The 21,335-nt window shown below is 48.2% G+C and carries 30 protein-coding genes; 25 read left to right on the top strand and 5 right to left on the bottom strand.

What is annotated here, in order from left to right:
* Positions 1–25: 25 nt before the first annotated feature.
* Together H7R56_RS21630 and H7R56_RS21625 are read right to left on the bottom strand one after the other, a co-directional pair.
* Positions 26–361, bottom strand: coding sequence for a DUF1788 domain-containing protein (locus tag H7R56_RS21630; protein ID WP_227674724.1), 336 nt, complete (start codon positions 359–361; stop codon positions 26–28).
* A complete protein-coding gene (locus tag H7R56_RS21625; protein ID WP_094760991.1) occupies positions 358–957 on the bottom strand; it encodes a DUF1819 family protein in 600 nt (199 codons plus the stop codon). Before H7R56_RS21625 ends, H7R56_RS21630 begins: the two co-directional genes overlap by 4 nt.
* Before the next feature lie 270 nt (positions 958–1,227).
* Here H7R56_RS21625 and H7R56_RS21620 point away from each other — a divergent pair, with 270 nt between their 5' ends.
* The 7 genes from H7R56_RS21620 (at position 1,228) to H7R56_RS21590 (ending at position 10,062) form a co-directional block, all read left to right on the top strand.
* The gene (locus tag H7R56_RS21620) at positions 1,228–1,416 is read left to right on the top strand and encodes a hypothetical protein (RefSeq protein ID WP_171862386.1); all 189 of its coding nucleotides are present in this window, start codon (positions 1,228–1,230) and stop codon (positions 1,414–1,416) included.
* A gap of 52 nt (positions 1,417–1,468) precedes the next feature.
* Positions 1,469–4,120, top strand: a complete 2,652-nt coding sequence (locus tag H7R56_RS21615; protein ID WP_182928404.1) for a TrlF family AAA-like ATPase — start codon at positions 1,469–1,471, stop codon at positions 4,118–4,120.
* A 20-nt stretch (positions 4,121–4,140) separates the two neighbouring features.
* The gene (locus H7R56_RS21610; protein ID WP_065945025.1) at positions 4,141–5,373 is read left to right on the top strand and encodes an RNA-binding domain-containing protein; all 1,233 of its coding nucleotides are present in this window, start codon (positions 4,141–4,143) and stop codon (positions 5,371–5,373) included.
* Positions 5,374–5,617: 244 nt separating this feature from the next.
* Positions 5,618–5,923 carry a hypothetical protein gene (locus tag H7R56_RS21605; protein WP_094760989.1) on the top strand — a complete coding sequence of 102 codons (306 nt, stop codon included), beginning with the start codon at positions 5,618–5,620 and terminating at the stop codon, positions 5,921–5,923.
* A 524-nt stretch (positions 5,924–6,447) separates the two neighbouring features.
* Positions 6,448–7,035: a hypothetical protein gene (locus H7R56_RS21600; protein ID WP_094760988.1), complete on the top strand. Its 588-nt coding sequence runs from the start codon at positions 6,448–6,450 to the stop codon at positions 7,033–7,035.
* Positions 7,036–7,295: 260 nt separating this feature from the next.
* On the top strand, positions 7,296–7,829 hold the full coding sequence (locus H7R56_RS21595; RefSeq protein ID WP_094760987.1) for a hypothetical protein: 534 nt from the start codon (positions 7,296–7,298) through the stop codon (positions 7,827–7,829).
* 655 nt (positions 7,830–8,484) lie between these two features.
* A complete protein-coding gene (locus tag H7R56_RS21590) occupies positions 8,485–10,062 on the top strand; it encodes a sulfatase-like hydrolase/transferase (RefSeq protein WP_094760986.1) in 1,578 nt (525 codons plus the stop codon).
* Positions 10,063–10,112: 50 nt separating this feature from the next.
* Here the strand turns inward: H7R56_RS21590 and H7R56_RS21585 are convergent, their stop codons facing one another.
* From H7R56_RS21585 to H7R56_RS21575, 3 genes are all read right to left on the bottom strand, one after another.
* On the bottom strand, positions 10,113–10,466 hold the full coding sequence (locus tag H7R56_RS21585) for a hypothetical protein (RefSeq protein WP_182928403.1): 354 nt from the start codon (positions 10,464–10,466) through the stop codon (positions 10,113–10,115).
* A gap of 166 nt (positions 10,467–10,632) precedes the next feature.
* Entirely contained in the window at positions 10,633–10,842 is a 210-nt protein-coding gene (locus H7R56_RS21580) for a helix-turn-helix transcriptional regulator (protein WP_094761036.1), read from the bottom strand.
* A 90-nt stretch (positions 10,843–10,932) separates the two neighbouring features.
* Complete coding sequence (locus H7R56_RS21575; protein ID WP_174329944.1) at positions 10,933–11,523, bottom strand: rolling circle replication-associated protein; 591 nt, start codon at positions 11,521–11,523, stop codon at positions 10,933–10,935.
* Between the two features lie 434 nt (positions 11,524–11,957).
* Here H7R56_RS21575 and H7R56_RS21570 point away from each other — a divergent pair, with 434 nt between their 5' ends.
* The 18 genes from H7R56_RS21570 to H7R56_RS27750 all read left to right on the top strand — a co-directional run bounded on the left by H7R56_RS21570 (position 11,958) and on the right by H7R56_RS27750 (position 20,928).
* On the top strand, positions 11,958–12,815 hold the full coding sequence (locus H7R56_RS21570; RefSeq protein WP_094760983.1) for a hypothetical protein: 858 nt from the start codon (positions 11,958–11,960) through the stop codon (positions 12,813–12,815).
* Between the two features lie 273 nt (positions 12,816–13,088).
* Positions 13,089–13,364 carry a hypothetical protein gene (locus H7R56_RS21565; RefSeq protein ID WP_182928402.1) on the top strand — a complete coding sequence of 92 codons (276 nt, stop codon included), beginning with the start codon at positions 13,089–13,091 and terminating at the stop codon, positions 13,362–13,364.
* A gap of 105 nt (positions 13,365–13,469) precedes the next feature.
* On the top strand, positions 13,470–13,703 hold the full coding sequence (locus tag H7R56_RS21560; RefSeq protein WP_094760981.1) for a DUF905 domain-containing protein: 234 nt from the start codon (positions 13,470–13,472) through the stop codon (positions 13,701–13,703).
* Complete coding sequence (locus H7R56_RS21555; RefSeq protein ID WP_094760980.1) at positions 13,700–13,930, top strand: hypothetical protein; 231 nt, start codon at positions 13,700–13,702, stop codon at positions 13,928–13,930. Before H7R56_RS21560 ends, H7R56_RS21555 begins: the two co-directional genes overlap by 4 nt.
* Positions 13,931–14,046: 116 nt before the next feature.
* Positions 14,047–14,865 carry a DUF932 domain-containing protein gene (locus tag H7R56_RS21550; RefSeq protein ID WP_094760979.1) on the top strand — a complete coding sequence of 273 codons (819 nt, stop codon included), beginning with the start codon at positions 14,047–14,049 and terminating at the stop codon, positions 14,863–14,865.
* 113 nt (positions 14,866–14,978) lie between these two features.
* The gene (locus H7R56_RS21545) at positions 14,979–15,398 is read left to right on the top strand and encodes an antirestriction protein (RefSeq protein WP_094760978.1); all 420 of its coding nucleotides are present in this window, start codon (positions 14,979–14,981) and stop codon (positions 15,396–15,398) included.
* Between the two features lie 11 nt (positions 15,399–15,409).
* On the top strand, positions 15,410–15,919 hold the full coding sequence (gene radC / locus H7R56_RS21540) for a RadC family protein (protein ID WP_171862414.1): 510 nt from the start codon (positions 15,410–15,412) through the stop codon (positions 15,917–15,919).
* Complete coding sequence (locus tag H7R56_RS21535) at positions 15,916–16,137, top strand: DUF987 family protein (protein WP_094760977.1); 222 nt, start codon at positions 15,916–15,918, stop codon at positions 16,135–16,137. Before radC ends, H7R56_RS21535 begins: the two co-directional genes overlap by 4 nt.
* A gap of 22 nt (positions 16,138–16,159) precedes the next feature.
* Complete coding sequence (locus tag H7R56_RS21530) at positions 16,160–16,501, top strand: type IV toxin-antitoxin system YeeU family antitoxin (protein ID WP_094760976.1); 342 nt, start codon at positions 16,160–16,162, stop codon at positions 16,499–16,501.
* 43 nt (positions 16,502–16,544) lie between these two features.
* Entirely contained in the window at positions 16,545–16,886 is a 342-nt protein-coding gene (locus tag H7R56_RS21525; protein ID WP_094760975.1) for a TA system toxin CbtA family protein, read from the top strand.
* A 115-nt stretch (positions 16,887–17,001) separates the two neighbouring features.
* Entirely contained in the window at positions 17,002–17,835 is an 834-nt protein-coding gene (locus tag H7R56_RS21520) for a DUF4942 domain-containing protein (protein ID WP_094760974.1), read from the top strand.
* Positions 17,836–17,911: 76 nt separating this feature from the next.
* Entirely contained in the window at positions 17,912–18,160 is a 249-nt protein-coding gene (locus tag H7R56_RS21515; protein WP_094760973.1) for a CopG family ribbon-helix-helix protein, read from the top strand.
* Between the two features lie 3 nt (positions 18,161–18,163).
* Positions 18,164–18,439, top strand: a complete 276-nt coding sequence (locus tag H7R56_RS21510; RefSeq protein WP_094760972.1) for a type II toxin-antitoxin system RelE/ParE family toxin — start codon at positions 18,164–18,166, stop codon at positions 18,437–18,439.
* A gap of 115 nt (positions 18,440–18,554) precedes the next feature.
* Positions 18,555–19,349, top strand: coding sequence for a helix-turn-helix transcriptional regulator (locus H7R56_RS21505; RefSeq protein ID WP_094760971.1), 795 nt, complete (start codon positions 18,555–18,557; stop codon positions 19,347–19,349).
* A gap of 202 nt (positions 19,350–19,551) precedes the next feature.
* Positions 19,552–19,773: a phage late control D family protein gene (locus H7R56_RS27765; protein WP_223878940.1), complete on the top strand. Its 222-nt coding sequence runs from the start codon at positions 19,552–19,554 to the stop codon at positions 19,771–19,773.
* Positions 19,767–20,240, top strand: a complete 474-nt coding sequence (vgrG, locus tag H7R56_RS27760) for a type VI secretion system tip protein VgrG (protein ID WP_223878936.1) — start codon at positions 19,767–19,769, stop codon at positions 20,238–20,240. The genes H7R56_RS27765 and vgrG overlap by 7 nt, the downstream gene beginning before the upstream one ends.
* A complete protein-coding gene (locus H7R56_RS27755) occupies positions 20,179–20,499 on the top strand; it encodes a bacteriophage T4 gp5 trimerisation domain-containing protein (protein ID WP_223878937.1) in 321 nt (106 codons plus the stop codon). The genes vgrG and H7R56_RS27755 overlap by 62 nt, the downstream gene beginning before the upstream one ends.
* Before the next feature lie 87 nt (positions 20,500–20,586).
* Positions 20,587–20,928, top strand: a complete 342-nt coding sequence (locus H7R56_RS27750) for a hypothetical protein (RefSeq protein ID WP_223878938.1) — start codon at positions 20,587–20,589, stop codon at positions 20,926–20,928.
* The last annotated feature ends 407 nt before the right edge of the window (positions 20,929–21,335 follow it).

Raw genomic sequence — 21,335 nt, 5'->3', positions numbered from 1 at the left:
TCCAGATGACAAACATGATCTCATATCAGGGACTTGTTCGCACCTTCCCTAGCTCATCGGTACCTTTTTTGCGTTCCAGATCAAAAGCTTTATCTAACAATTTACGCTCTTGCAAAATTGCCAGTACCTCTTCGAACAGATTGAGATGAGCGAAATTCAGCCCCTGCCGAGCTAGGCGAGGCAGAGTCAATCTCAGATACTCCCGTACGGTAAGTTCAAATTGAGGTGGGTAATCAAAGATATAAAAACCGATCTCACCACCGAGCTCTTGGTTCTTCAGGAAGCCTTCACTTTTAAGCCGGTCTTCGATTTGTTCCAGACGAGCTGACAATTGCGGCTTACTGTCCAGTTTCGCTCTCATCTGACTGTCTCCATCACATCGTAGACTTTTTGGCAGTCGAGACTGTTTGCCCACTCTCTTATCTGGGGTAGTAGGAAGACATTTTTCAGCTTTTTACTGCGGCCTGATTCCAGATACCCGCTATCTGCGAGGATTTTAAATACATTGTTGCCCATTTTCTGGATTGAGCTTTCGGAATATTGATCCAAGCCGACAATGGCACGCTGGCGGGATAGAATAAATTCCTGCCAGTCTTCGCTGCGCAATGATTCACGAAACATCTGTCGGGCATCAGACAGTGTCGTTGCCATGAAATCGGTCAGCACTGGGGATTGGCACATGGTCGCCATTAGCAACATTTGTCTGGCTGCATCATCAGGGGCCTTTAGTAGCTCACTCCAGAATGCCTCACCCATCGGTTGAATTCTTTTACGCAGGGTTGAAGCCATGCGTTTAACACTGTGCACTGAGGTCTTCTGCAGCACATTGTCATTTACAATAGCATTATGCCATTGATCATCATTTGGTGAGGATATCAGCAGCTCCGCGATGACTCTGCTCTCACGCAACATCAGGCTGCCACCAATGATGTCACCCAGATATTCTTTGGCGGTCATAATGGCTCCACGGTCAGGGTTTAAAAACTCCGTTATGATACGCGAAATTGAGACATATGGCCTTATGACAAAACACATTTTGCCTTTGCTATCGACCACCGTGATTTTTTCCGTTTCAGAGGTAAAATAGCCATAATGACGGTTACGGCTCTGGAGCAACTTACCATTATGACAACTCTTGTTTTTTTCTTACTCTCATGTAGATGAAGCACTGCGTAATGAGCTTGAGAAGCACCTTTCCTCCCTGAAGTGCATGGGGAAGATCACCACATGGCACGATCGTCGCATTGTTTGAAGAGTAACTATTTGTTTACCGACGTGATGCCGCGTGAAGATGAGGTGGCTGAAACCCTGGCCTGGACGCCTAAGATTCTGGAGCGCAAAAGCGTTCGGGCGCGAGTATATGAGCGCGTGCGTGGTGTGATTGATACATTTATCAACGGTATGCAGGGTTTTTAAGCGTATTATTTGCTACGAGTAGTGAACCGCCAGAAAGATAAGGAGCCTGACGATGTCTGTGAACTGGACTAAAGCTGAGTTTTTTAAGTGCGCTTTGCAGGTAAACCCTGCGGGCTATAACAAGTATCGCGGGAAAGAATCACTCAGCGAAGAGGTCTACAACCAGCAGCTTCTGGAGGCCTGTCTTGAGGCTGGGGTTCAGGTTGTTGGTATTGCTGATCATGGTGCTGTGGATGCGGTGGACAGACTTCGTCAGCTCTTTAATGAACATGGTATTGTCGTTTTTCCTGGTTTTGAGATTTGCTCCAGCGAGAAAATTCACTTCGTTTGTTTGTTTGATGAAAATCGGACAGTGCAAGAGCTGGAACGTTATTTGAGTAATTTGGGATATGAAGATCCCGAAGACTGTATTTCCCCATCAAAGCTCAGTGCTGTGCAGATCATTGAAAAAGTAGATGATCTGGACGGATTTATTTTTGCAGCGCATAGCACCAATGATAATGGTGTACTGAAATGCCGTATGAACCATATATGGAAAGAAAGTGCATTGTTGGCGGCGCAGATTCCTGGAACGGTTGATGACTTAAAAGGGGTTGAGGGTGATTTTTACCGGAAAGCCATCCTGAACAAACTTCCTGATTATCGTCGTGAGCGGCCTATTGCCATTATCAACGCAGCAGATGTTGCTCAGCCTGAAGAAATTAAAACGGCAGGAGCATCTTGCTTGATAAAAATGACCAGGCCATGTTTTAGCTCATTTAAACAGGCATTTTTAGATCCTGAATCACGGGTACGTCTGAATGCAGATAAGCCGCATAGCTATGCTTCGGCAATTGAAAATATCCGTTTTATTGGTGGATATCTGGATGAGACCGATATTACTTTTTCCGACCACCTTAATGCTGTTATTGGCGGTCGTGGGACAGGTAAATCGACTTTGCTGGAGGCTATTCGTTTCGCTCTTGGTAAGCAGCCTTTTGGCGATTCGGCACAAAAGCAGCACAGCGCAATTATTAAGAGTAACTTGGGGAATGGTGCGTTGGTCCAACTGAATGTCCGCTCTGCTGCAATGCAGGGGCGTGCATTTACCATTAGCCGCAAATTTGGTGGACAATCCATCGTAACGGACAGTGAAGGTAATGTTTCGCCTTATTCTCCGGATGATTTACTTCCTGGGCTGGAGTTGTACGGGCAGAACGAAATTTACGAAATGACCCGTGATGCGCAGAGTCGCAATCATTTAGTGGAGAGGTTTTTGGAAGGTGATCACAACCAGTTTGATGTGATTATCAACAAAGCGTTGGCTCGTCTCGGAGATAGCCGCCTAACTATCCTTAGTGCTCTGGAGCAAAAGGCGGAGGCGGAACTTGAAGTTGCACGGCTGCCGAAATTACTGGAGCAGGCAGAACAATTTAAACAACTTGGTCTGGATGAAAAACTCAAAATCGTTCCCTTGCTGGAAAAAGAAAAGCAGCTTAGCTCACGCCATCAGGAAGAATTGTCCAGAGTGCAAGATGCTCTTCTGACGTTAAAAGATAGCCTCCCCGATCTTGCTTATCTCAGCGATGCGGTGATAAATGTTCTGCCGCATCAGTCTCTTCTTCTCCAACAGCGTGATGTGCTCCAGCGGGTGCAGGAGCAGACGGCGGTACTGGTTCAGCAACTGGATGAGGTTGTTCAGCGTTCATCAGCAGAACTTACTCCTTTACAAAGCGAGCTATCAAGTTTAATCGGTGCAGAAGAAGCTCAACTTGAAAAGGCCTTTAAAGATATCCCGGCCAGCCAGGGAAAAAGCGGGCGACAGATAGGTGCAGATTATCAAACGTTGTTACGCCAGATTGCTTCTATTCGTCCTAAAGCAACGGCTCTGGAGAACCGGCAGAAACAACTTGATGAGCTATACCAGCAGCGAAAAAGATTACTTCTGGAGCTTATCCAGGCTCGTTCTCAACGTTCCGCTGCGTTGGCGAAATCAGTCAAACGCCTGAACAGAAAACTAGATGAAAAAGTGCGGCTCAATTTGCAGCCAGAAGGCGATCGTCAACCTCTGTTGCATTTTCTGGAGCAATGTAATCTGGAAGGGGTTGGTCCACGGCGGCTTGCCTGGGTTCTGGAGCATGATTTTACACCGGAAAATCTGGTTGAGAATATCCGTCTTGGTGAACAGGCCTTACATAATGCCGGGTGGGGAATCACACCAACCGTCGCCCAGGCTTTGCTACGTTTGAGCGAAAAACAGCTTCTGGAACTGGAAGCATTATCACTACCGGATACGATGCAAATTGAGCTGAATGTCATGCATGACGGTGGCGGTGTTCTCTGGCGTCATATTGATGAACTCTCTACCGGGCAACAGTGTACTGCTGTCTTGCATTTATTGTTGTTGGAAAATCAAGACCCACTGATCCTCGATCAGCCAGAAGATAACCTGGATAACGCATTTATTGCAGAGCGTATAGTGACAGAGCTGCGCAAGGCGAAGCTCTCCCGGCAGTTTTTATTTGCCACGCATAACGCTAACATACCGGTGTTCGGTGATGCTGAGTGGATTGGTGTATTGAGCGTGGAAGAGGGTAAAGGTCGTATTCTTCCTGAGCAGCAGGGGGCTATTGATTTGCCGGAGATCCAACGCCTGGCGGCGAATATTCTCGAAGGTGGTCAAAGTGCCTTTAATCAACGCCGGGAAAAATATGGGTTTAAATAACAGAAAAGCGAGAGTCAGCCATGCTTAAAAGCGAGTTACTGGAGATCATTGCCAACGGAGAAAGCTCCGGAGTGGAGTTTAAGCGTGATGATATCCGCCCGGAGCAACTGGCGAAAGAAGTTGTTGCCATGGCTAACTTCCAGGGAGGATGCGTCCTGCTAGGTGTTGAGGATGATGGCACCATTTCTGGTATTCATCGTCAGAACCTGGAAGAGTGGGTGATGAATGTAATGCAGGATAAAATTCACCCAATGCTTTTGCCGTTCTATGAAGAAGTCCGAATGGATGATTCTCTTACGGTGGCTATCGTGAGCTTTCCTCAAGGAATTTCTAAACCTTATGTCGTGCGCCATCAGGGGAGGGAAGAAATCTTCATTCGCGTGGGGTCCACGTCCAGATTGGCGACTCGCGAGCAGCAAATGCGTTTGTTCGAAATTGGCGGTATGTTACATACCGAGGTGATGCCCGTTCCGAGAACAGATATTACCTGCCTGGATGAAGCCCGCTTATTGAATTATCTGCGCGATATTTTGCATGACCCAGATATTCCGGAGACACCGGAACAATGGCAACAACGGTTGCTGGGGTTGAGCTTTCTGACGCAAGCGGGTGAAAATGTTTGCTGTACGATTGCCGGGTTAGTTCTTTTTGGTAAATATCCACGCCAGTATTTACGTCAATCGGGTATCCGTGTCTTTGCCTTTGCCAGTGAAGACAAAGAATATCAGCCGTTGTTGGATGATATTCTGGATGGCCCAATGGTGGGACGTTTTGATACCGAAGAGGCTGGGAGAGCGTTGATCGATGGAGGATTAATTGAGCGTTTGATGTCAACCATCATGCCATTTATTACTTCTGAGGCCTCTCAACCTGATACGAACTTGCGTCGGGAAACCACTTGGTATTATCCGTTAGAAGCTGTTCGTGAAACCGTTGTAAATGCCCTGGCGCATCGTGACTGGACACGCTTTGTTGAGATTGAAATCGGCTTATATAATAACCGATTCGAGGTTATTAGCCCCGGTGCGCTGAATAACTCTATGTCGGTTGAGAAGATGGTGGCAGGCCAGCGCTCGCCGCGTAATACGATTATCATGGAAGTCTTGCGCGACTATGGTTACGTTGATTTCAGGGGAATGGGGGTCAGGACAAAAATTATCCCTCTGACGCAGGCTTTGAGTGGACAAGCACCGGAGTTTACCGCAACGGATGATTATCTGAAGACGGTTCTTTACCGTTCACCATCTCCTTGATATTGGCCCAGCATTATTGTTTATTCCGAATGTAAGAATATTTCAGTAATGTTGGGATATAATTTCTAAATTGTAGTTATTCTATATTTTCAAATATAAAATTTATACTGAATATAAAAAATCAATTAAGGTAATTTTATGACTAAACTATTTTAAGATAGATATTATCTCCATGACAACATCTTACGGCTCGCTGTGAATCACCTTCAAGCGGGTTTTATTTTAATTGCCTCAGGAGATAAAAATGATTTGTCCACATTGCGGTTCAACCAACACACAGAAACGAAATGTCGGTAGAAAAATTGGAGGTGGCATTGGAGCGATCGCTGGTGGCGTTGCGGGTATATCTGGTGGCACTGAAGGTGCAGCGCTCGGTGCGGCGGCAGGCTCAATCATACCGGGTGTCGGGACAATTGCCGGTGGTGTGATTGGATTTCTGGTGGGTATGGGGAGCGGGGTCGCGCTGGGAGCAACGGCAGGCGGCAGTCTGGATGGTGAGATCTTCGACGAATATACTTGCCATACTTGTATGTTAACATTTGATAGCTAGAGTATAAACCTCTAAATCACGGTGTGGCATAGTCGATACAGTTGAAGGCCCTCCAGAGAAGCAGAGAGACAAGACTCTTATGGGAAGCGGTTCCTGTGATGCAACACGATACTATTTGCGTTTGTTTCAGTTGGCTAAATAGCTGCGCGGAATAGTGCTCCGCTTTCGTCTGGCGCTTGCAGGGCAAGGCTTTGGGGCCGTTTCCTCTGCCTGACCGCACCGAATCGGGCCTGAAATGCGTTGCTCGCACGCAACCAGCCATATGTCAGTAACTGGCAGGTGTAGCGGTATTAGACGCAGCTATTTAGTAGTAACCAGCACTAAGAAACCTGTTGCCTCACCAGCGTTCTCTGCCCGATAATAAAGCAACTTATTACTCCGCAACCGTTATCCTTCAGGGTTGCATAGATTGCCAGTCACACCATCTTTTTTACCGACAGGTTTTTCGGGAACGTTTTTTATTCCCTAATTGCAGGTCGGAGAACGTAACCAAGGCCTGCTGCCGTTTTTCAAGGAACTCTGTTATGTTTAAATACGTACTTTCAGCAATCGCATTGGTGGCAACTAACGCCAGCGCTTATACCGATGTCACTGATGCACTTAACCGACAATACGAAATTTTTGAATGCCAGTTAGACAATGGCGACTATTTCCGAATGACCAATCGGAATGGTTTCCTCCAGTACAACGTAGACATTCATAACAAAGATAAAGGAACCACCTGGAACTTTCGGTACCCGGAAAAACCGGATAATAAATTGCTCCACATCGACGCGCGTTACGGAAATGATGAGCGTTACGGGTACCGCGACCGTATTTCCGTTTCATTCATGGGGGGCGGTGACAGTAAAAAGGGGGAGATGAAAGTCACGCTGGATACTACTGCTATTCACCAGCTTCATACTAATGATAATCCGAACTGGAAAACTGGACGCGGAATGATTGAGTATTACGATGACAATAAATTAGTCAGCAGGATGATGTGTAAGAACGATGTCTATTTTGCGTGGGAGCTGCGTTACCTCATTAAGTCGGAGCAACTGAAGCCAGGGTTCACGATGGATTACATTAGCTACAAGGATGGTGAGAAAGTGCATCTTCCATCTTTCTGATAATCCAGATATCTGCATACAGCACATTTTTTATGTAGCGTCCGGCTATGTTTTAATTAATAAAAAAACCGCAGAGTGGCTCTGCTGAGTATTTAATTAAGAACCGATTTTTCCACCACTAAATTGGATGTGAACGAAGTACATCATGGAGCAATAAAGCATAGGCAGAAATATTATCGGCAAGCGTGGAATGCCAGAATTAACCAAACCGATGACATTGCCTATGGTATAACAATTACAACTAATTAAGGAGGATATTCATGGTAACAACCAAAACCATTCAAGCTGTTATCGCAGCGGCTATCCTGGCGACTGCAACGGCGCACGCTGGCGATATGCATCAGGTATTTCTGTGCGACCTTGATGACCATCAGCAGGTTACTGCTTACGCTCAAAATGGCGTGGTCTGGTATGGCTACGTTAATGATCAAACCCATCAGTCATGGGAATATCCGAATGACGATCAGCTCGATGGCAATAGATTGTTAACGGTATATAACCTGACCATGCATTCGGGTGCTTTGCCGTATGTCGAATCCGAGCTGTGGTTCAAATTCAATGATGGCAACAAGGTTGGTTATGCAATACTTGAATCCGGCTACAATCTGAAAGATGGTCGTCAAAACGGGTCTTACACCATGGTTATTGATGGGCAGCAGACATATACAGCCCAATGTGTTAACAGCAATATTGGGGCCGATGCTATGGCGCAGGATATTCAGACGCACTATTTTTCTAAAGGTTATAACGTATCTAAAGACAGTGCGACTAATACCTTTAATCTAAAAATGTAAACTGCTCGCAATATCGCCGAACGAACAGCATCAGAGTTTATTAAATTCACTCTGATGCTGGTTCTGTTTTTACCGGAGAATTCGTCTGCCAGCCAATGATGCCCCGAACCGGTATATACTACCGTATCACCCGTTAACCCTAATCACAGTATCTCACCGGCCAGAATGCTGTTGTGCTAATCGTTTATATACCTCTACTCACCCACTGAAAATCACCGCACTGTACGCCAGCCTAATGGCTGGTTATGTCATCACCATAATTCAGACTAACTTACTGATACCAGCGTCATAACTCAGCGATAGAAAATTGGTCATTTATTGATTGAACTTAAAAATATTCAGAGAAATATCCCCGGAATTCACGCCTGATCGGTGAAAACGATCAATATCGAAAAATTGATCTGTGAAAACGATCTGACTTTCTCGTGAACATCTGCCAGCATCCGTTCCGCATAATCCATATCTCCGGCATGGTTATATTCATAACTCGTGGTGCTAAACGAAGATATCGGGATACATGCCTACATTCCCCGCCAACAGGGGCTCATGAATGAAGGCCGCATTGCGTTCTCCTCAATAGCGGCGCTGGCAGCGCCAGCCTTCTAACCGCAGCATTCTGCTGAAAAATAACCTGTAATTACGGGTAGGGTAAGCTATGTCTAAAATCCGGCTACGGCCTGTTTCTGTCGCCTGTATTTCCCGCTGGTCCACGTTAATTATCGCCACGCTATTGGTGGTTCTCGCCAATATTCTGATAGCACCAGTCCATGTTGTTTTTGACCGGGCGCTGGTCTTTGTTCTGATAATGTTGAGTCTCTCTCAGCTCGTCAGTAAGCGCTGGCGCTACGGTATTGCGTTGCCTGTGCTGGCGCTGATTGCACTGGATATCACCCTGACCGGCTGGGCCTGGCTCAGCTTTCATTCGGCATTCAGCTATGGATTTGCACAGAGCGTTCTGGATTCCAACGTGGATGAATCGCTGTCCATGCTGGGGCTTTATTTCCGCTACGTGATACTGTTTATTATAGCGCTGGCAATTCTGCTACTGAGCGTCATCAGAACACCCCACCTGACAAACCGTTTTCGTCAGACCCCGGTTTTACTGCTTTTTCTGCTGCTGGCCGGGTTCAGTATTCAGGCCGTGATCCATCAGTTGCGCAGCAATAATCTTCAGAGCCCGTTACAGCGGGTGCTGGCTGCCACGCCAGTGAGCAATGCCAATGTATTTTTACAGGTCTGGCAGGACAGTCAGATCATTACCTCCGTCACCGCGAATCCACCACAGTACGCACCGACCACCCGCGATACCGGCATTGATACCTACGTGCTGATTATTGGTGAGTCGGAGCGTACTGCGAATATGCATATTTACGGATATGGACGAGAGACGACACCCGAACTGGAGGCACAGCGTAACCATCTGCTGCTGTTTCGCCATGCAGCCAGCGGTGCGCCCGTCACGATTATGGCAGTGCCGCTGGCGCTGACTGGCGATACGCCTTCACACCATGATTTTCAGCATTACCGGGATAATATTATCAGCGTGGCAAATCAGGCAGGCTTTGATACCTGGTGGTTCAGTCGTCAGGGGACCGGCGGTGCGCACAACAATATTATTACCGCCATCGCTTCACTGGCTCACCACCAGCAATGGGTGGATCAGGGCTATGATGATGCACTGGTGCCGCTCTTACGTGATGCGCTGACGCATCCGGGGAAAAAGCTGATTGTGCTGCATCTTTACGGTAGCCATGAAAACGCCTGCGACCGCTATCCGCATAACGCTGCTGTTTTCCCGGACGCGAATAACCCGGATGGCTGCTATGACAATTCGGTGCATTTCACTGATGCGCTGATGGGTCAGGTCTTCCGGCTTTTGCAGGATAAACACGCCTCCGTGCTCTATTTCTCCGATCACGCACTGGTGCGCGATCCCGTGGGAGATGTGATGTATCACCACGCAGGGACTCACCCGCCGCACGAGGCTATTCAGGTGCCGATGTTCTTCTGGTTCAGCCCACAGGTAGCCACTCAGGATTCGATAACTGGTAACCAACAGCCGCTCTGGTCTACGGTAAACAACAACCGGCTAATGGAAGAATGGATGGGGATCACCCGGCAGGGGGAACAGCCGGAGTCGATACGCGATTACCTGCAACATCACAGCGGCCACGCCGACGTGATGGATACGACCGGGCATGTGTTTGACTGGGAGGCGCTTCCGGTGCTTTGAATCGCGATGACGATGCGGCCAGCAAAACACAGCTAACCATCATAATCGCCTTACACTGGTTTTGGAATGTCGCACCACTGGTCGTAGAAGGCAAAGAACAGATATTCGTCCACCAGCTGGTGATGTTCCGGGTTGGTGCGCTGCAAGTCGTTGATATCTGGCTCAGGAGAATGCGGGTGGTTAGTGAGTAATGCACTGAAGACCACCAGCGCCTGGGCCTCGCGTTGATACGGCGACAAATGGCTATATGCCGCCGTGTAATCCCGTAGCCCCAATCTATGCACCTCACTGGTCAGAATACTGCTCCAGGGCGTCTCAGACGTAAAGCGAATGGCAGAGCGAGGTACTAACCGTTCGCCACAATCCGCTGGTGATGTCGGGAGTAAGAACGTCGGAACCAGCATGATACCAATCCCGGATATATCAGCAGGTACAACTCTGAGCAGGTCACGATGACGGGATAGCAAACGGCCCGTTGCATCATCGCGGGCAACACACTTGTTTAAGAGCCGCTGATAATGCCGTTGCAGTGCGGATAGTTGGATCATATCGTTCATGGATATTACCCCCTTATCCACGGGATTTTTCTATCTGCTGTTGCAGCCAGTTTTCCACTTCACTTTTCAGCCAGCGTGAAGACCGGCCTAATTTAATCGGCTTTGGAAATCCCCCGTCCTGGATAAGTTTATAAAACCACTTATCCGTCAAGCCGGTAAATGTAGTGATGAATTTCATATCGACTAATTGATCGCTTAATAATGTATTTGGCAAGCTGGTCATGATGTTCTCTCCGGTAAACAGGAGAGCAGTACCGGGATGGATGAGAATGAATGTGGTACTGCTCATGACAAAAACAGCCGCCGTAATAAATCACTTCCAGAGATGGGTTCTTGGCCTTCCCCTGCGGGTTCTATCTGGAATAGTGCTAAACCGGATATTTATTCCATCAGGTTTTTGCTCAGTCTTCGCCAGATAGCTGAGAATGTATTTCATAGAGTTTATCCCCTCATCGTCATTGTATTCAGTTACTTCTTCCCCTCTGACTTTATAATGGCGCTGTGGCGTACATCGATGAGCATAACCCTCTGCATCGGTAATACGCTGCCAGCACTCAGCAATCTCCTGAAAGACCGGCCAGGCTTTATTGCGTAACTGAGCATTAATGAATATTGCACTATGTACATGGTGTCGGTGATTATCCCCATATTCAGCGACCCAGAGATAACCCGCGATACCGTGGATATTGTTTAATGCGTTCTCCAGTTGAACCATATCAGCACACAGGCCATGAACATCCTGCTGAGTAAACTCAGGCGAGTAACTCAGATAGGCAAAATCGATTCTGAGCAGAATTAGTTTGGAGAATTTGTTGAAGAGGTTATCTACATGCCGGTGCAGGCAGCTTTCCAGATGAGGGGATGTTGGGTGATTAGCGTTTGTAACTGGGATTGATTTCATCATGCGTTCCTCATTATGTTGCATCATGAACATGAGAGAGGGACGTAAGTTTTTAGTTGACTCTGGTTAGTAATATTAGATAGGGTATTGATAACGATGTACGTTGTATCCGGTCAGATATACTGTCGCTGTATAATAACAGTAATAACCTTATTTCAGCATGATGGCACATATCACGAATCACTGCTTCCTGGGCTGTGACTGGCTAGCACTGACGGCTATATCCAACCAGGGTGACAGAGCATAGTCTGGTCGATAAAACTAAAAATTCATTCACTGAAGATCAACGTCGATCACCATTCACTCTTTAGACCTTTAAAATCGTCACGGCGCATTTTCGGTTAATTTTTGATAAATTTGCGACAAAAACACCATAAAATCATGCAGAATGACGGTAAAATCACGGCGTGATTGTTTATGTAATGAGGTATTTGTTGATGAGTTATGAAAAATATGTTTCTGAAACTAACATTAGAAAGTGCCAGTTTTATGTCCGTTACATGGAAAGCAGAAGACGTTCAGGAATAAGCGTTCGCGATGAATTTGACTGGGATAATAAATCCGGAAATACGAGTGAAATATGCCAATGGATTGATGATGAACTCAACGATTATTATCGGGGAAATAAGCGGCGGATAGATCAGTTCATAGAGGAAATGGAGGCGGCCTGTAAGGATGAATTGTTGCCGTTAACTGACTTTGGGTTGATAAATGATAAAAGAATTTGTCTATGGGCATGGTATATTAAAATTGGTTGCAACACCCGACGTAATGAAGTATTTCCCGATCATCGTGGACGATTTGATGCGCTGATAAAATACTTTGATGAATTGGATTGCAGTGGGGTGAGGAAGAAAAAAATCCTTGATGATTTAAGAGGCGAGTGGCAAAAATATGTAAATATGCCAGATCCTTTTGCAAAGGATAATGAGAGGGAAATAACGTATCGATGGGACTATGCTGAGAAACCGCCTTATAATATCACCAGGTATTTTTTGCCCATCACAAATGAAGATAAAAAAATATGCCTGACGGGTTTCTATGATGCAATTCTTGATACTCCGGAGAAGAAGGAGTTATTTAGAAAGAAAATAGGCAGCGCATTATCATCGCAAAAAACAAGAGATAAAAAGGGTAGAAAAAACATCAACAAAAAATTCTATATATCTCATGAAAACAATGAAAAGTTGGATAGCATGGTAAAACACACGGGTTTCAATCAGGATTATTTCATTAATCATCTTATTTCTGAGGAATACAACAGACAAAAAACCTCCTCCGGTGAAATTAAATAAATTTTAAATATATATTACTTCATTGAACATCAAAGAGAATGTGTAAAAACATTCTCTTTGCATTTGTTGCGTGCGTTTCTTTTGGTTGTGCCATTCCTTACACTAATGAATTTTTTTCAAACACTACATCCCGGTCATTTATCGCCCTTTCTCTCCCTAATGAAAAATTCATAACACACGACTGAAAACATTTCTCATCGTGACGAACTGAGCTACGTGATACATCAATGCCATTAATTCATCATCAATATTGCCAATAAGGAGCTGTAAAATATGCAACGCCAGAAACTCAATCTGAAAGCCCTGTCAGGATTATTACTTGTCGCCGGAGCATTACGCCTGCCCGTCACCAGTCAGGCCGGGAGCTATACCGATTATATTACCTACCGGTTTATTAGTAGCAGAAAAAGCGCACAGCTGAATCAACAAGTCTGTACTTACCAGAGCATTCAGAGCCAGCAGCAGGTTGAGCTCACACTTCCCTACGTCTGCTGGCCGATGGCATTTCAGAGCCGTATGGACGGTCAGTTTTATAAGGATACTGACTAAGCCGCTGATTTATCGCTCTACACAACATCATCTCTGTTTTTTCACAGCCCAGTCGTTACGGCGACTGGGCTTCTTTATTTCTGTTTGCTCTCTGAGGAGATTGCAATGACCGAACCAGCATTACTACCCGACGGGCCATTTATCCGTGCCGAAGCAAATGCAATTGCCGACTGCTATCAGAATGTTGCCATCGAAGATGATCAGCAGACCCACTTTCGTCTGGTCGTTCGTGATACTGACGGAAGCCTTATCTGGCGGGACTGGAACTTTGCTGCCGGAGCCGGTCAGGGGCTGAACCGCTTTATCGCTGACTACGGCATTCGTAAGGAGTCCGCGTGAACAACGAACGCCGTAAACGCCTGGCTCTGCTGGCGCAACAAGTCACTGAACTGAAGGACGACGTGCAGGCTGTGCTTGAGGAGGAAGAGGATGCCTTTAACAACCTGCCGGAAGGCTTACAGAATGGCGAGCGCGGCGATGCGATGCAGACGGCCATTGCTGCACTGGATGCAGCAGTCAGCGCACTGGAAGAAACCAGTGACCAGCTGGCAGAAGCGCAGACGTAGTCCACCGACATTCAGCCACAGCGGGCATAACCTGCCCACAACCACACCATCAGACCATGTTCCCGCCAGGAGCATGGTCTTTTTTATACCGTTACCCCACTACTGAGGAACAAACCATGCGATTAGCCAGCCGATTCGGGTGGATAAACCAGATACGCCGTGACCGTCCATTAACCCATGAGGAACTGATGCAGGTGGTTCCCAGCGTGTTCAGTGAAGACCGCCACGAATCCCGCAGTGACAGATATGCTTACATCCCCACCATCACACTGCTGGAGAACCTGCAACGCGAAGGGTTTCAGCCCTTCTTTGCCTGCCAGTCCAGAGTCAGGGACCCCGGCAAACGTGAACACACCAAACATCTGCTGCGTCTGCGTCGTGCCGGGCAAATCACCGGTGTGCAGGTGCCGGAGATTATTTTGCTCAACAGCCACGATGGTTCCAGTTCGTACCAGATGCTGCCGGGGTACTTCAGAAGCGTCTGTACCAATTCGCTCGTCTGCGGTCAGTCATTGGGTGAAATCCGCGTGCCGCATCGGGGAGACGTGGTGGAGAAGGTTATCAAAGGCGCTTACGAGGTGCTCGGCGTGTTTGACCGCGTGGAGGAAAAACGCGAGGCCATGCAGTCGCTGCAACTTCCACCTCCCGCACAACAGGCTTTTGCAAAGGCCGCGCTGACTTACCGCTTTGGTGAAGACCACCAGCCGGTAACTGAAGCGCAAATTCTGGCCCCCCGCCGCTGGCAGGACGAATCCGGCGACCTGTGGACGGTCTATAACCGCATCCAGGAGTCGCTGATAAAAGGCGGTCTGTCGGGCCGTTCAGCTCAGGGGAAACGCAGTCACACCCGTGCCGTGAAAGGCATCGATGGCGACCTGAAGCTCAACCGGGCGTTATGGGTGATGGCCGAAGAACTCCAGCAGGCGCTGAGTTGATACCCGACAGCACCACATCCTTTTTCACTTTATCTATCCAACTCATTAATTTGCAGAGAGATTTTATCATGCAACACACCACTACACCTGAAGCAAAAACACCGGTACGCCAGATGCAACCTGACCGCACCATCATCACGGCCAGCCTTGTTCCCGACGAAGAACGAATCGCCTTCTGGGGTCGTCGCTTTGGGCGCGTCCGCCAGTGGGTCTTTCTGGAGCCTCAGGTGTTTTCCTGGCTTGACCTCTGGAGCACCGACTATCAGGGCGGCATCTGGGATTTTCACATACTGTCGAATGGCGGCGCGTTCCTGACTCCGCCGGAGCAAGAGAGCTACACGTTGTTTAACGAACACAACGGCAATGACGCTGAGCTCAGCACCGAAGCCACCGGTATCGCGGTGTGCCTGATGGCCTGGAGTCACCATGCCTGCCGCACCAGTTGTCAGGCTATCAGTGAGCACTACTACCGCCTGCGCGATTACGCGCTGGCCCATCCTGAATGCAGCGGCATCATGCGGCTGATTGACTGAGGAAACCCCTTATGAACACAGCACTATCGCTGGTTGCCATCCAGCCCGATGTAATACCCTCTGCGGCAATCAGTCTGACCCCTGGCGCTCAGCGCATCATCCATCAGGCACTGTCGATACTGGAACAGCACCTGCGCCAGCCCGGTGTATCGTTCCTCTCGGCAGAGGAAACCCGTGACTGGCTGCGGCTGAAAATGGCCGCACTGGAGCGGGAGGAATTTATAGTTCTGTTTCTGGATAACCAGCACCAGCTACTGGCCTGTGAAACCCTGTTCACTGGAACTATCAACCATACCGAAGTGCATCCCCGTGAAATCGTGAAAGCAGCGCTGCGCCATAACGCCGCTGCGGTGATCCTCGCGCATAACCATCCTTCCGGCACGGCAGAGCCCAGCAAAGCGGACCGGCTTATCACCAGTAATTTGCAAAATACGCTGCTGCTGGTTGAGGTACGGACACTCGATCACTTCATCGTCGGCCACCGGGAAATTGTTTCGTTTGCTGAGAGAGGCTGGCTATGAACATCGTCAGTAAACGCCAGGCGATGACGATTTACCGGCAGACGCCCGGCGCGCGGCTGGCCTCTTACTGTACTGGTCATTACCGCTGGACCGGCAGCGTCTGTCATTACACCGGTCGTCACGTACCCGAGATCAGCGGCGTACTGGCCGTCTTTGCCGAACGTCGTCAGGACCAATACGGACCGTATGCACTCCTGCGCTGCGTGACCCTGAATTAATCATCTTTAAGGAAAGCTAAAAATGAAAATAAATAAAACTACATCCACACCGGTATGGGGACTACGGAAAGATGTCTTCCCGTCATTTGGCGCGCGGTTAGTTCAGGAGGGTAATCACCTGCACTATCTGGCTGACCGGGCGGGTATTTACGGTGAATTTACCCCGGCGCAACTAAAGACGCTGAATATCGTATTTCCGATGTTTATTAAACAGATGGAGGCTGCTTTACGCACTGGCGCACTCAATCCGCGCGAGGCCAGACGTTTTACGACTGAAATTCGTGGCATAACCTGTGAAGCCGATACGTGCGGATCGTTTGGTTACGTTTATCTTTCGCTTTACCCAACCATCGTTAAAAGCTGACCGGCATCCTCCCTCAATATCTGTTTACCAACGGAATTTCATTATGCAAACCCAATACAACCACCCATACCGGGCGACACCATCACAGCCGTCGCCTGTCGAAATCTGGCAGAAAATGCTGACGCATTTGCTGGCTAAGCATTATGGCCTCACGCTCAACGACACGCCGTTTAGCGAAGAGAAAGTGATTCAGGAACACATTGACGCCGGTATCACGCTGGCTAATGCCGTGAATTTTATTGTGGAGAAATACGAACTGGTTCGTATCGATCGCAAAGGATTCGGTTGGCAGGACGCATCACCTTACCTTAGGGCTGTTGATATTCTGCGGGCGCGACAGGCAACGGGCCTGTTGCGAGGTCGCCGTCATCTGGCGGCGCACTGAATCTTGCGAGCGGCCTTCCCGTATTCCATTCCCGATCTTTCATCCCTGTTAACTCCCTGCATAATGCGCCTGCCATTCCCGGCGGGCGCGTTTGCTTTTATACGGACGAAAAATTATGCAAACAGAAGCTGAAGTGTTAACTAACCATAACGAACTTATCTGCTCGACAAATATTGAACGGATCGTCACCGGGCGGAATGCTGCGCTGCAACAGATTGAAGCCGTGATCCACCAGCTTGATGAGATTTCCCGACTGACATCCGGTATTGGCGGCAACACGGCGGAGCACTGGGCGATGCGACAGGGGCGGGCTTTTGACTGCTGGTTGATGCAGGCAACTGACAAAGCTCTGCCAGTTATCGCCCGCAATATCGATCGCAGCATCTGGCGCGATCTGATGCTGAAATCCGGGATGTTAACCTTGATGGACGCTGAAGCCCGTAGTCAGTGGGCGAAGAACCTGGAGGAGGGCGATCTTCCGGCCATCAGCGAAGCCAATATCCTGAGTACCTTTGAGCAGTTGCACCATAACAAGCAGGACGTTTTTGAGCGCGGCATTATCAATGTGTTTAAAGGGTTGAGCTGGGACTATAAAACCAATAACCCTTGCTACTTCGGCAAGAAGATCATCGTTAACAATCTGGTGAAACATGACCGATGGGGCTACAGCCTAAACTGGGGCTGGCGGCGCGATCAGCTCGCCGATCTGGAGCGGATGCTGTATCTGCTGGATGGCAAAACCATTCCCGATAACCGGCATGATGTCTCCATCCGGTTTATGGATTTTGTGCGCGATAACCCGCATCAGCAGGTTTTCGAAGATGATTTGTTCATCATTCGCTACTTTCAGAAGGGGAGCGGGCATATCACGTTCAAACGGCTGGATCTGGTGGAAAAGATGAATGACATTGTGGCAAAGCACTTTCCGGGGATGTTGCCTGCAAAATGAGATGTGATGTTTTTATAGGCACCTCTATGCTAATCTTAATAGGAGTTATTAAATGTTATTAAAGGAGATAATCCCTATGGGTTCGCTTACTAAACAAACCATCAGCGCACAGATACCAGTGGAGTTGGCTGCTGCTGTTGAAAATCTGGCAATTGAGTTAGATCGTTCTAAGAGCTGGATTATTAAGGAAGCGTTGACCAGTATGCTGGCCGAAAGAGAACGGCGTCATCAGAGTATCCAGGCCGGTCTTGCCGATGTGGATGCTGGTCGTGTGGTGAGTCATTCGAACATGGTGGATTTCGCTAACCGTTTAAAGAAAGCTTGATAAATGGAAATTTACTGGACGCTTAAAGCTCAGGATGACTTGGAGCGTATCTACCGTTTTGCCCTTCAGTATAGCCGCCAGCACGCCGATGACGTTTTGGATCGCCTGATTACTGGATGCGCTGGCCTTGCAGCGCATCCGGCAATTGGCGTACAGCAGCCTCGGTATGAACCTCGGGAAGTCCGAAAAGTGTTATTTGATGATTACGAGGTTCACTACGAACTTCGTGACAATGATATCTATATCGTGGATCTCTGGCATACAAAAGAAGAACGCTGAAGAGATTTTCTTTTCGTTCACGAGCGCTGATTACTGAGTAAAAACACGATTTTGTGTCTTTACTCATTTATGTGTTTTAATGGTACTTTCTGTCTCCTTCTGAAGGATGGATGCCATGTTACAGAACAACATCAAACAGCTTCGTACCCAGCTATCTATCACCCAACGCGAACTGGCATTTATGGTCGGAACCAGCCAGCAGCAAATTCAGCGTATCGAAAGTGGAAAGGTTGCAGCCCGACTGGGGCTTGCGCAGGCAATATGTTCAGCGCTGGATAAACCGCTAAATGCCGTCTTTCCTGGTGGCGAAAACACACTGAAAAAAGTGCGCAGTCAGTATAGTTGTAGCGATGAGGAGCTGGAAAATATTGCGACCAGTGGCATCGAAATGGACTGCAACCTCTGGACCGTAAAACTTTGGCTACAGGGGCAGCAGGATTACCTGCTATTGCCTATATCTTCTGCGGATAAGCGGCGATTCTATTATTATTTTCAGGAACAGACCGCCCCTAATATAGAACGTTTCTTTGTTTTTAATTCCGAGCAGCATCGCTACGCATTAAATATACGTGAAGTGGTATTTCATCAGTTTCTGGCTGATGGTTTACCAACAATCGTTGATGAAGAGGATGACTACGAGGACGATTATTTCAATGTTCATATCACTCTGGTCAACGGTGGGCCAGTGATACCGCTGAGTGTTGAGTCTGATGCGCCGCAAAATGAGGAGGCGGGGGATATCGGTCAGTTGAACGCGTTCTTTGAAATGCTGGATTGTGAGCCTGAAACAGCAGATCGCTACATGATAACTGATGAGGATGGGGAGGATGCTTTTATCCGTATAGGTTCTATTGCGATGGTGCGAGTTGCGCTTGACGTACTGGAACCAGTGGAAGACGATGATGAGTAGTATTGAATGAATTGATTTCTTAAGAAATGGTGCTGAGTATACATGTGAGTATACAAAGCAACTGCGTATTTTTATAAATCCATTGATTTCATGTTGTTATGCTGAAAATCGCGGTGCGGCCTTCGCACCATCGGAACATCAATAGACGTCAACGGACGTCTTTTTTTGTGTCTGAACCAAACCAGAGAAGCGCGAATACTGCCTGCAATACAACGAAAGCGGCTTTAATTTTGTTTCGCGACTGCTGGAGCAGGAGGGGATTTTCTGGTTCTTTACCCATCAGAAAGTCAAGCTCACGCTGGTGCTGTCAGATGATAACAGCGCCTTCCCGCCAATCCAGGTGAGAAAAAGGTCCAGTACCAGGCAGCGCAGAGCAGTAAGCGGGAAACCGGAACCATTCGTTCGGCAAAGCTGCATTTGCTGACGGCGGGGAAGGGTAACGCCCTGAAGGCGCAGGCGAAACGGCTGGTCGGTGAAAGCGACTGCGCGGCGCTGGCCGCCGGGCACTGGTTTACGCTCACCGATCATGATGACAAATCTCTAAACATTGACTGGCTCATTACCGCCGTCAGCCATGAATACGACGGTGAGCGCTATCGCAACCGCTTCACCGCCATCCTAAAAAACACGCCGTATTGCCCTCAGAGCAGCACGCCAAAACCGTTTATGCACACCCAAACGGCGCAGGTAGTCGGCAAAAGCGGCGAGGCGATCTGGACCGATAAACTCGGGCGAGTGAAGGTGCAGTTCCCGTGGGACAGAGAAGGTAAAAACGACGAAACCTGCTCCTGCTGGCTGCGGGTCGCCACCGCCTGGAGCGGCAACGGTTTTGGCGCGCAGTTTATTCCACGCATCGGTGGTGGTGAGCTTTATCGACGGCGGCCCGGATAAGCCGCTCATTACTGGCTGCGTGCATACCGGCGCAAATGCCCTGCCGTATTCGCTTCCGGCGAAACAGACCCAGTCTGGCATTAAAACTAAAAGCGAAACAGGTTTTTACGAACTGCGCTTCGATGACAAAAAAGACGCTGGGTTGCTGGCGATGCAGGCGCAGAGAGATTTCCATCTGAACGTGTTAAACGACAGCACGACGGCGATTGGCCGCGACCAGACCGTTAACGTCAAAAACGATCGCTCTTCTAGACGATGAGAAAGTGATCGTTAACAAGGGCAATCGCACGGTAATAATAAAGAAGGGAAGCGACACGCTGAGGTCAACGACAAACGTAGCGTCAGGGTGAAGGGCGACCAGCAACATACCGTTGACGGTAATGACCTGACGAAAGTGAATGGTGACTACACCTTAAATGTAGATGGTAACCTGGCAATAAAGGTCACCGGCACATTAACGCTTGAAAGCAGTCAGTCGCTCACGCTGAAAAGCGGGGTCGATTTTAAAGCCTGCGCGGTGAGGGACCTGAAACTGGATGCTACCAATATCGTCAGCGAAGCCAAAGCGGGGCTAACCCAGAAGGCAACCACGATTAATAATGAAGCGAGAGCCACGCTGACCAATAAAGCCAGCTCAACGCAAACGGTAGATGCGGTGGGGTACTCACGATTAAAGGTGGTCTGGTGAAAATCAACTAAGTAAATGGAAAGCGCGACCGTGAAAATCCGTACCTGAATAGCCGCTCATACGTTATTGCAACGTAAAATTGTGGATAACTCTGTGTGTAAATGGGTATAAGGCGGGGTTCTGCTGTGGAATGCAGCAGTCAGTCATTTTTCTGCAATTTAAGGGTTGCGGCCTCAGGGAAACTCCCTATAATGCGCCTCCATCGACACGGCGGATGTGAATCACTTCACAGCAACTAGCCGGTTAGGTTGAAGAGAAAAAATCCTGAAAATCAGGGTTGACTCTGAAAGAGGAAAGCGTAATATACGCCACCTCGCAACAGTGAGCGAAAGCCGTGTTGCACTGCTCTTTAACAATTTATCAGACAATCTGTGTGGGCACTCGAAGATACGGATTCTTAACGTCGC

This window comes from Klebsiella sp. WP3-W18-ESBL-02 (assembly GCF_014168815.1).
In the GTDB taxonomy this organism is placed as follows: Bacteria; Pseudomonadota; Gammaproteobacteria; order Enterobacterales; family Enterobacteriaceae; genus Kluyvera; species Kluyvera ascorbata_B.
The sequence above is the reverse complement of the archived record's forward strand: the minus strand, read 5'-3'. Positions and strand labels throughout refer to the sequence as shown.

Coding starts and splice junctions, on each gene's coding strand:
- H7R56_RS21630 (WP_227674724.1), bottom strand. CDS start 361: ATGAGAGCGAAACTGGACAGTAAGCCGCAATTGTCAGCTCGTCTGGAA.
- H7R56_RS21625 (WP_094760991.1), bottom strand. CDS start 957: ATGACCGCCAAAGAATATCTGGGTGACATCATTGGTGGCAGCCTGATG.
- H7R56_RS21620 (WP_171862386.1), top strand. CDS start 1,228: ATGGCACGATCGTCGCATTGTTTGAAGAGTAACTATTTGTTTACCGAC.
- H7R56_RS21615 (WP_182928404.1), top strand. CDS start 1,469: ATGTCTGTGAACTGGACTAAAGCTGAGTTTTTTAAGTGCGCTTTGCAG.
- H7R56_RS21610 (WP_065945025.1), top strand. CDS start 4,141: ATGCTTAAAAGCGAGTTACTGGAGATCATTGCCAACGGAGAAAGCTCC.
- H7R56_RS21605 (WP_094760989.1), top strand. CDS start 5,618: ATGATTTGTCCACATTGCGGTTCAACCAACACACAGAAACGAAATGTC.
- H7R56_RS21600 (WP_094760988.1), top strand. CDS start 6,448: ATGTTTAAATACGTACTTTCAGCAATCGCATTGGTGGCAACTAACGCC.
- H7R56_RS21595 (WP_094760987.1), top strand. CDS start 7,296: ATGGTAACAACCAAAACCATTCAAGCTGTTATCGCAGCGGCTATCCTG.
- H7R56_RS21590 (WP_094760986.1), top strand. CDS start 8,485: ATGTCTAAAATCCGGCTACGGCCTGTTTCTGTCGCCTGTATTTCCCGC.
- H7R56_RS21585 (WP_182928403.1), bottom strand. CDS start 10,466: ATGCTGGTTCCGACGTTCTTACTCCCGACATCACCAGCGGATTGTGGC.
- H7R56_RS21580 (WP_094761036.1), bottom strand. CDS start 10,842: ATGACCAGCTTGCCAAATACATTATTAAGCGATCAATTAGTCGATATG.
- H7R56_RS21575 (WP_174329944.1), bottom strand. CDS start 11,523: ATGATGAAATCAATCCCAGTTACAAACGCTAATCACCCAACATCCCCT.
- H7R56_RS21570 (WP_094760983.1), top strand. CDS start 11,958: ATGAGTTATGAAAAATATGTTTCTGAAACTAACATTAGAAAGTGCCAG.
- H7R56_RS21565 (WP_182928402.1), top strand. CDS start 13,089: ATGCAACGCCAGAAACTCAATCTGAAAGCCCTGTCAGGATTATTACTT.
- H7R56_RS21560 (WP_094760981.1), top strand. CDS start 13,470: ATGACCGAACCAGCATTACTACCCGACGGGCCATTTATCCGTGCCGAA.
- H7R56_RS21550 (WP_094760979.1), top strand. CDS start 14,047: ATGCGATTAGCCAGCCGATTCGGGTGGATAAACCAGATACGCCGTGAC.
- H7R56_RS21545 (WP_094760978.1), top strand. CDS start 14,979: ATGCAACCTGACCGCACCATCATCACGGCCAGCCTTGTTCCCGACGAA.
- radC (WP_171862414.1), top strand. CDS start 15,410: ATGAACACAGCACTATCGCTGGTTGCCATCCAGCCCGATGTAATACCC.
- H7R56_RS21535 (WP_094760977.1), top strand. CDS start 15,916: ATGAACATCGTCAGTAAACGCCAGGCGATGACGATTTACCGGCAGACG.
- H7R56_RS21530 (WP_094760976.1), top strand. CDS start 16,160: ATGAAAATAAATAAAACTACATCCACACCGGTATGGGGACTACGGAAA.
- H7R56_RS21525 (WP_094760975.1), top strand. CDS start 16,545: ATGCAAACCCAATACAACCACCCATACCGGGCGACACCATCACAGCCG.
- H7R56_RS21520 (WP_094760974.1), top strand. CDS start 17,002: ATGCAAACAGAAGCTGAAGTGTTAACTAACCATAACGAACTTATCTGC.
- H7R56_RS21515 (WP_094760973.1), top strand. CDS start 17,912: ATGGGTTCGCTTACTAAACAAACCATCAGCGCACAGATACCAGTGGAG.
- H7R56_RS21510 (WP_094760972.1), top strand. CDS start 18,164: ATGGAAATTTACTGGACGCTTAAAGCTCAGGATGACTTGGAGCGTATC.
- H7R56_RS21505 (WP_094760971.1), top strand. CDS start 18,555: ATGTTACAGAACAACATCAAACAGCTTCGTACCCAGCTATCTATCACC.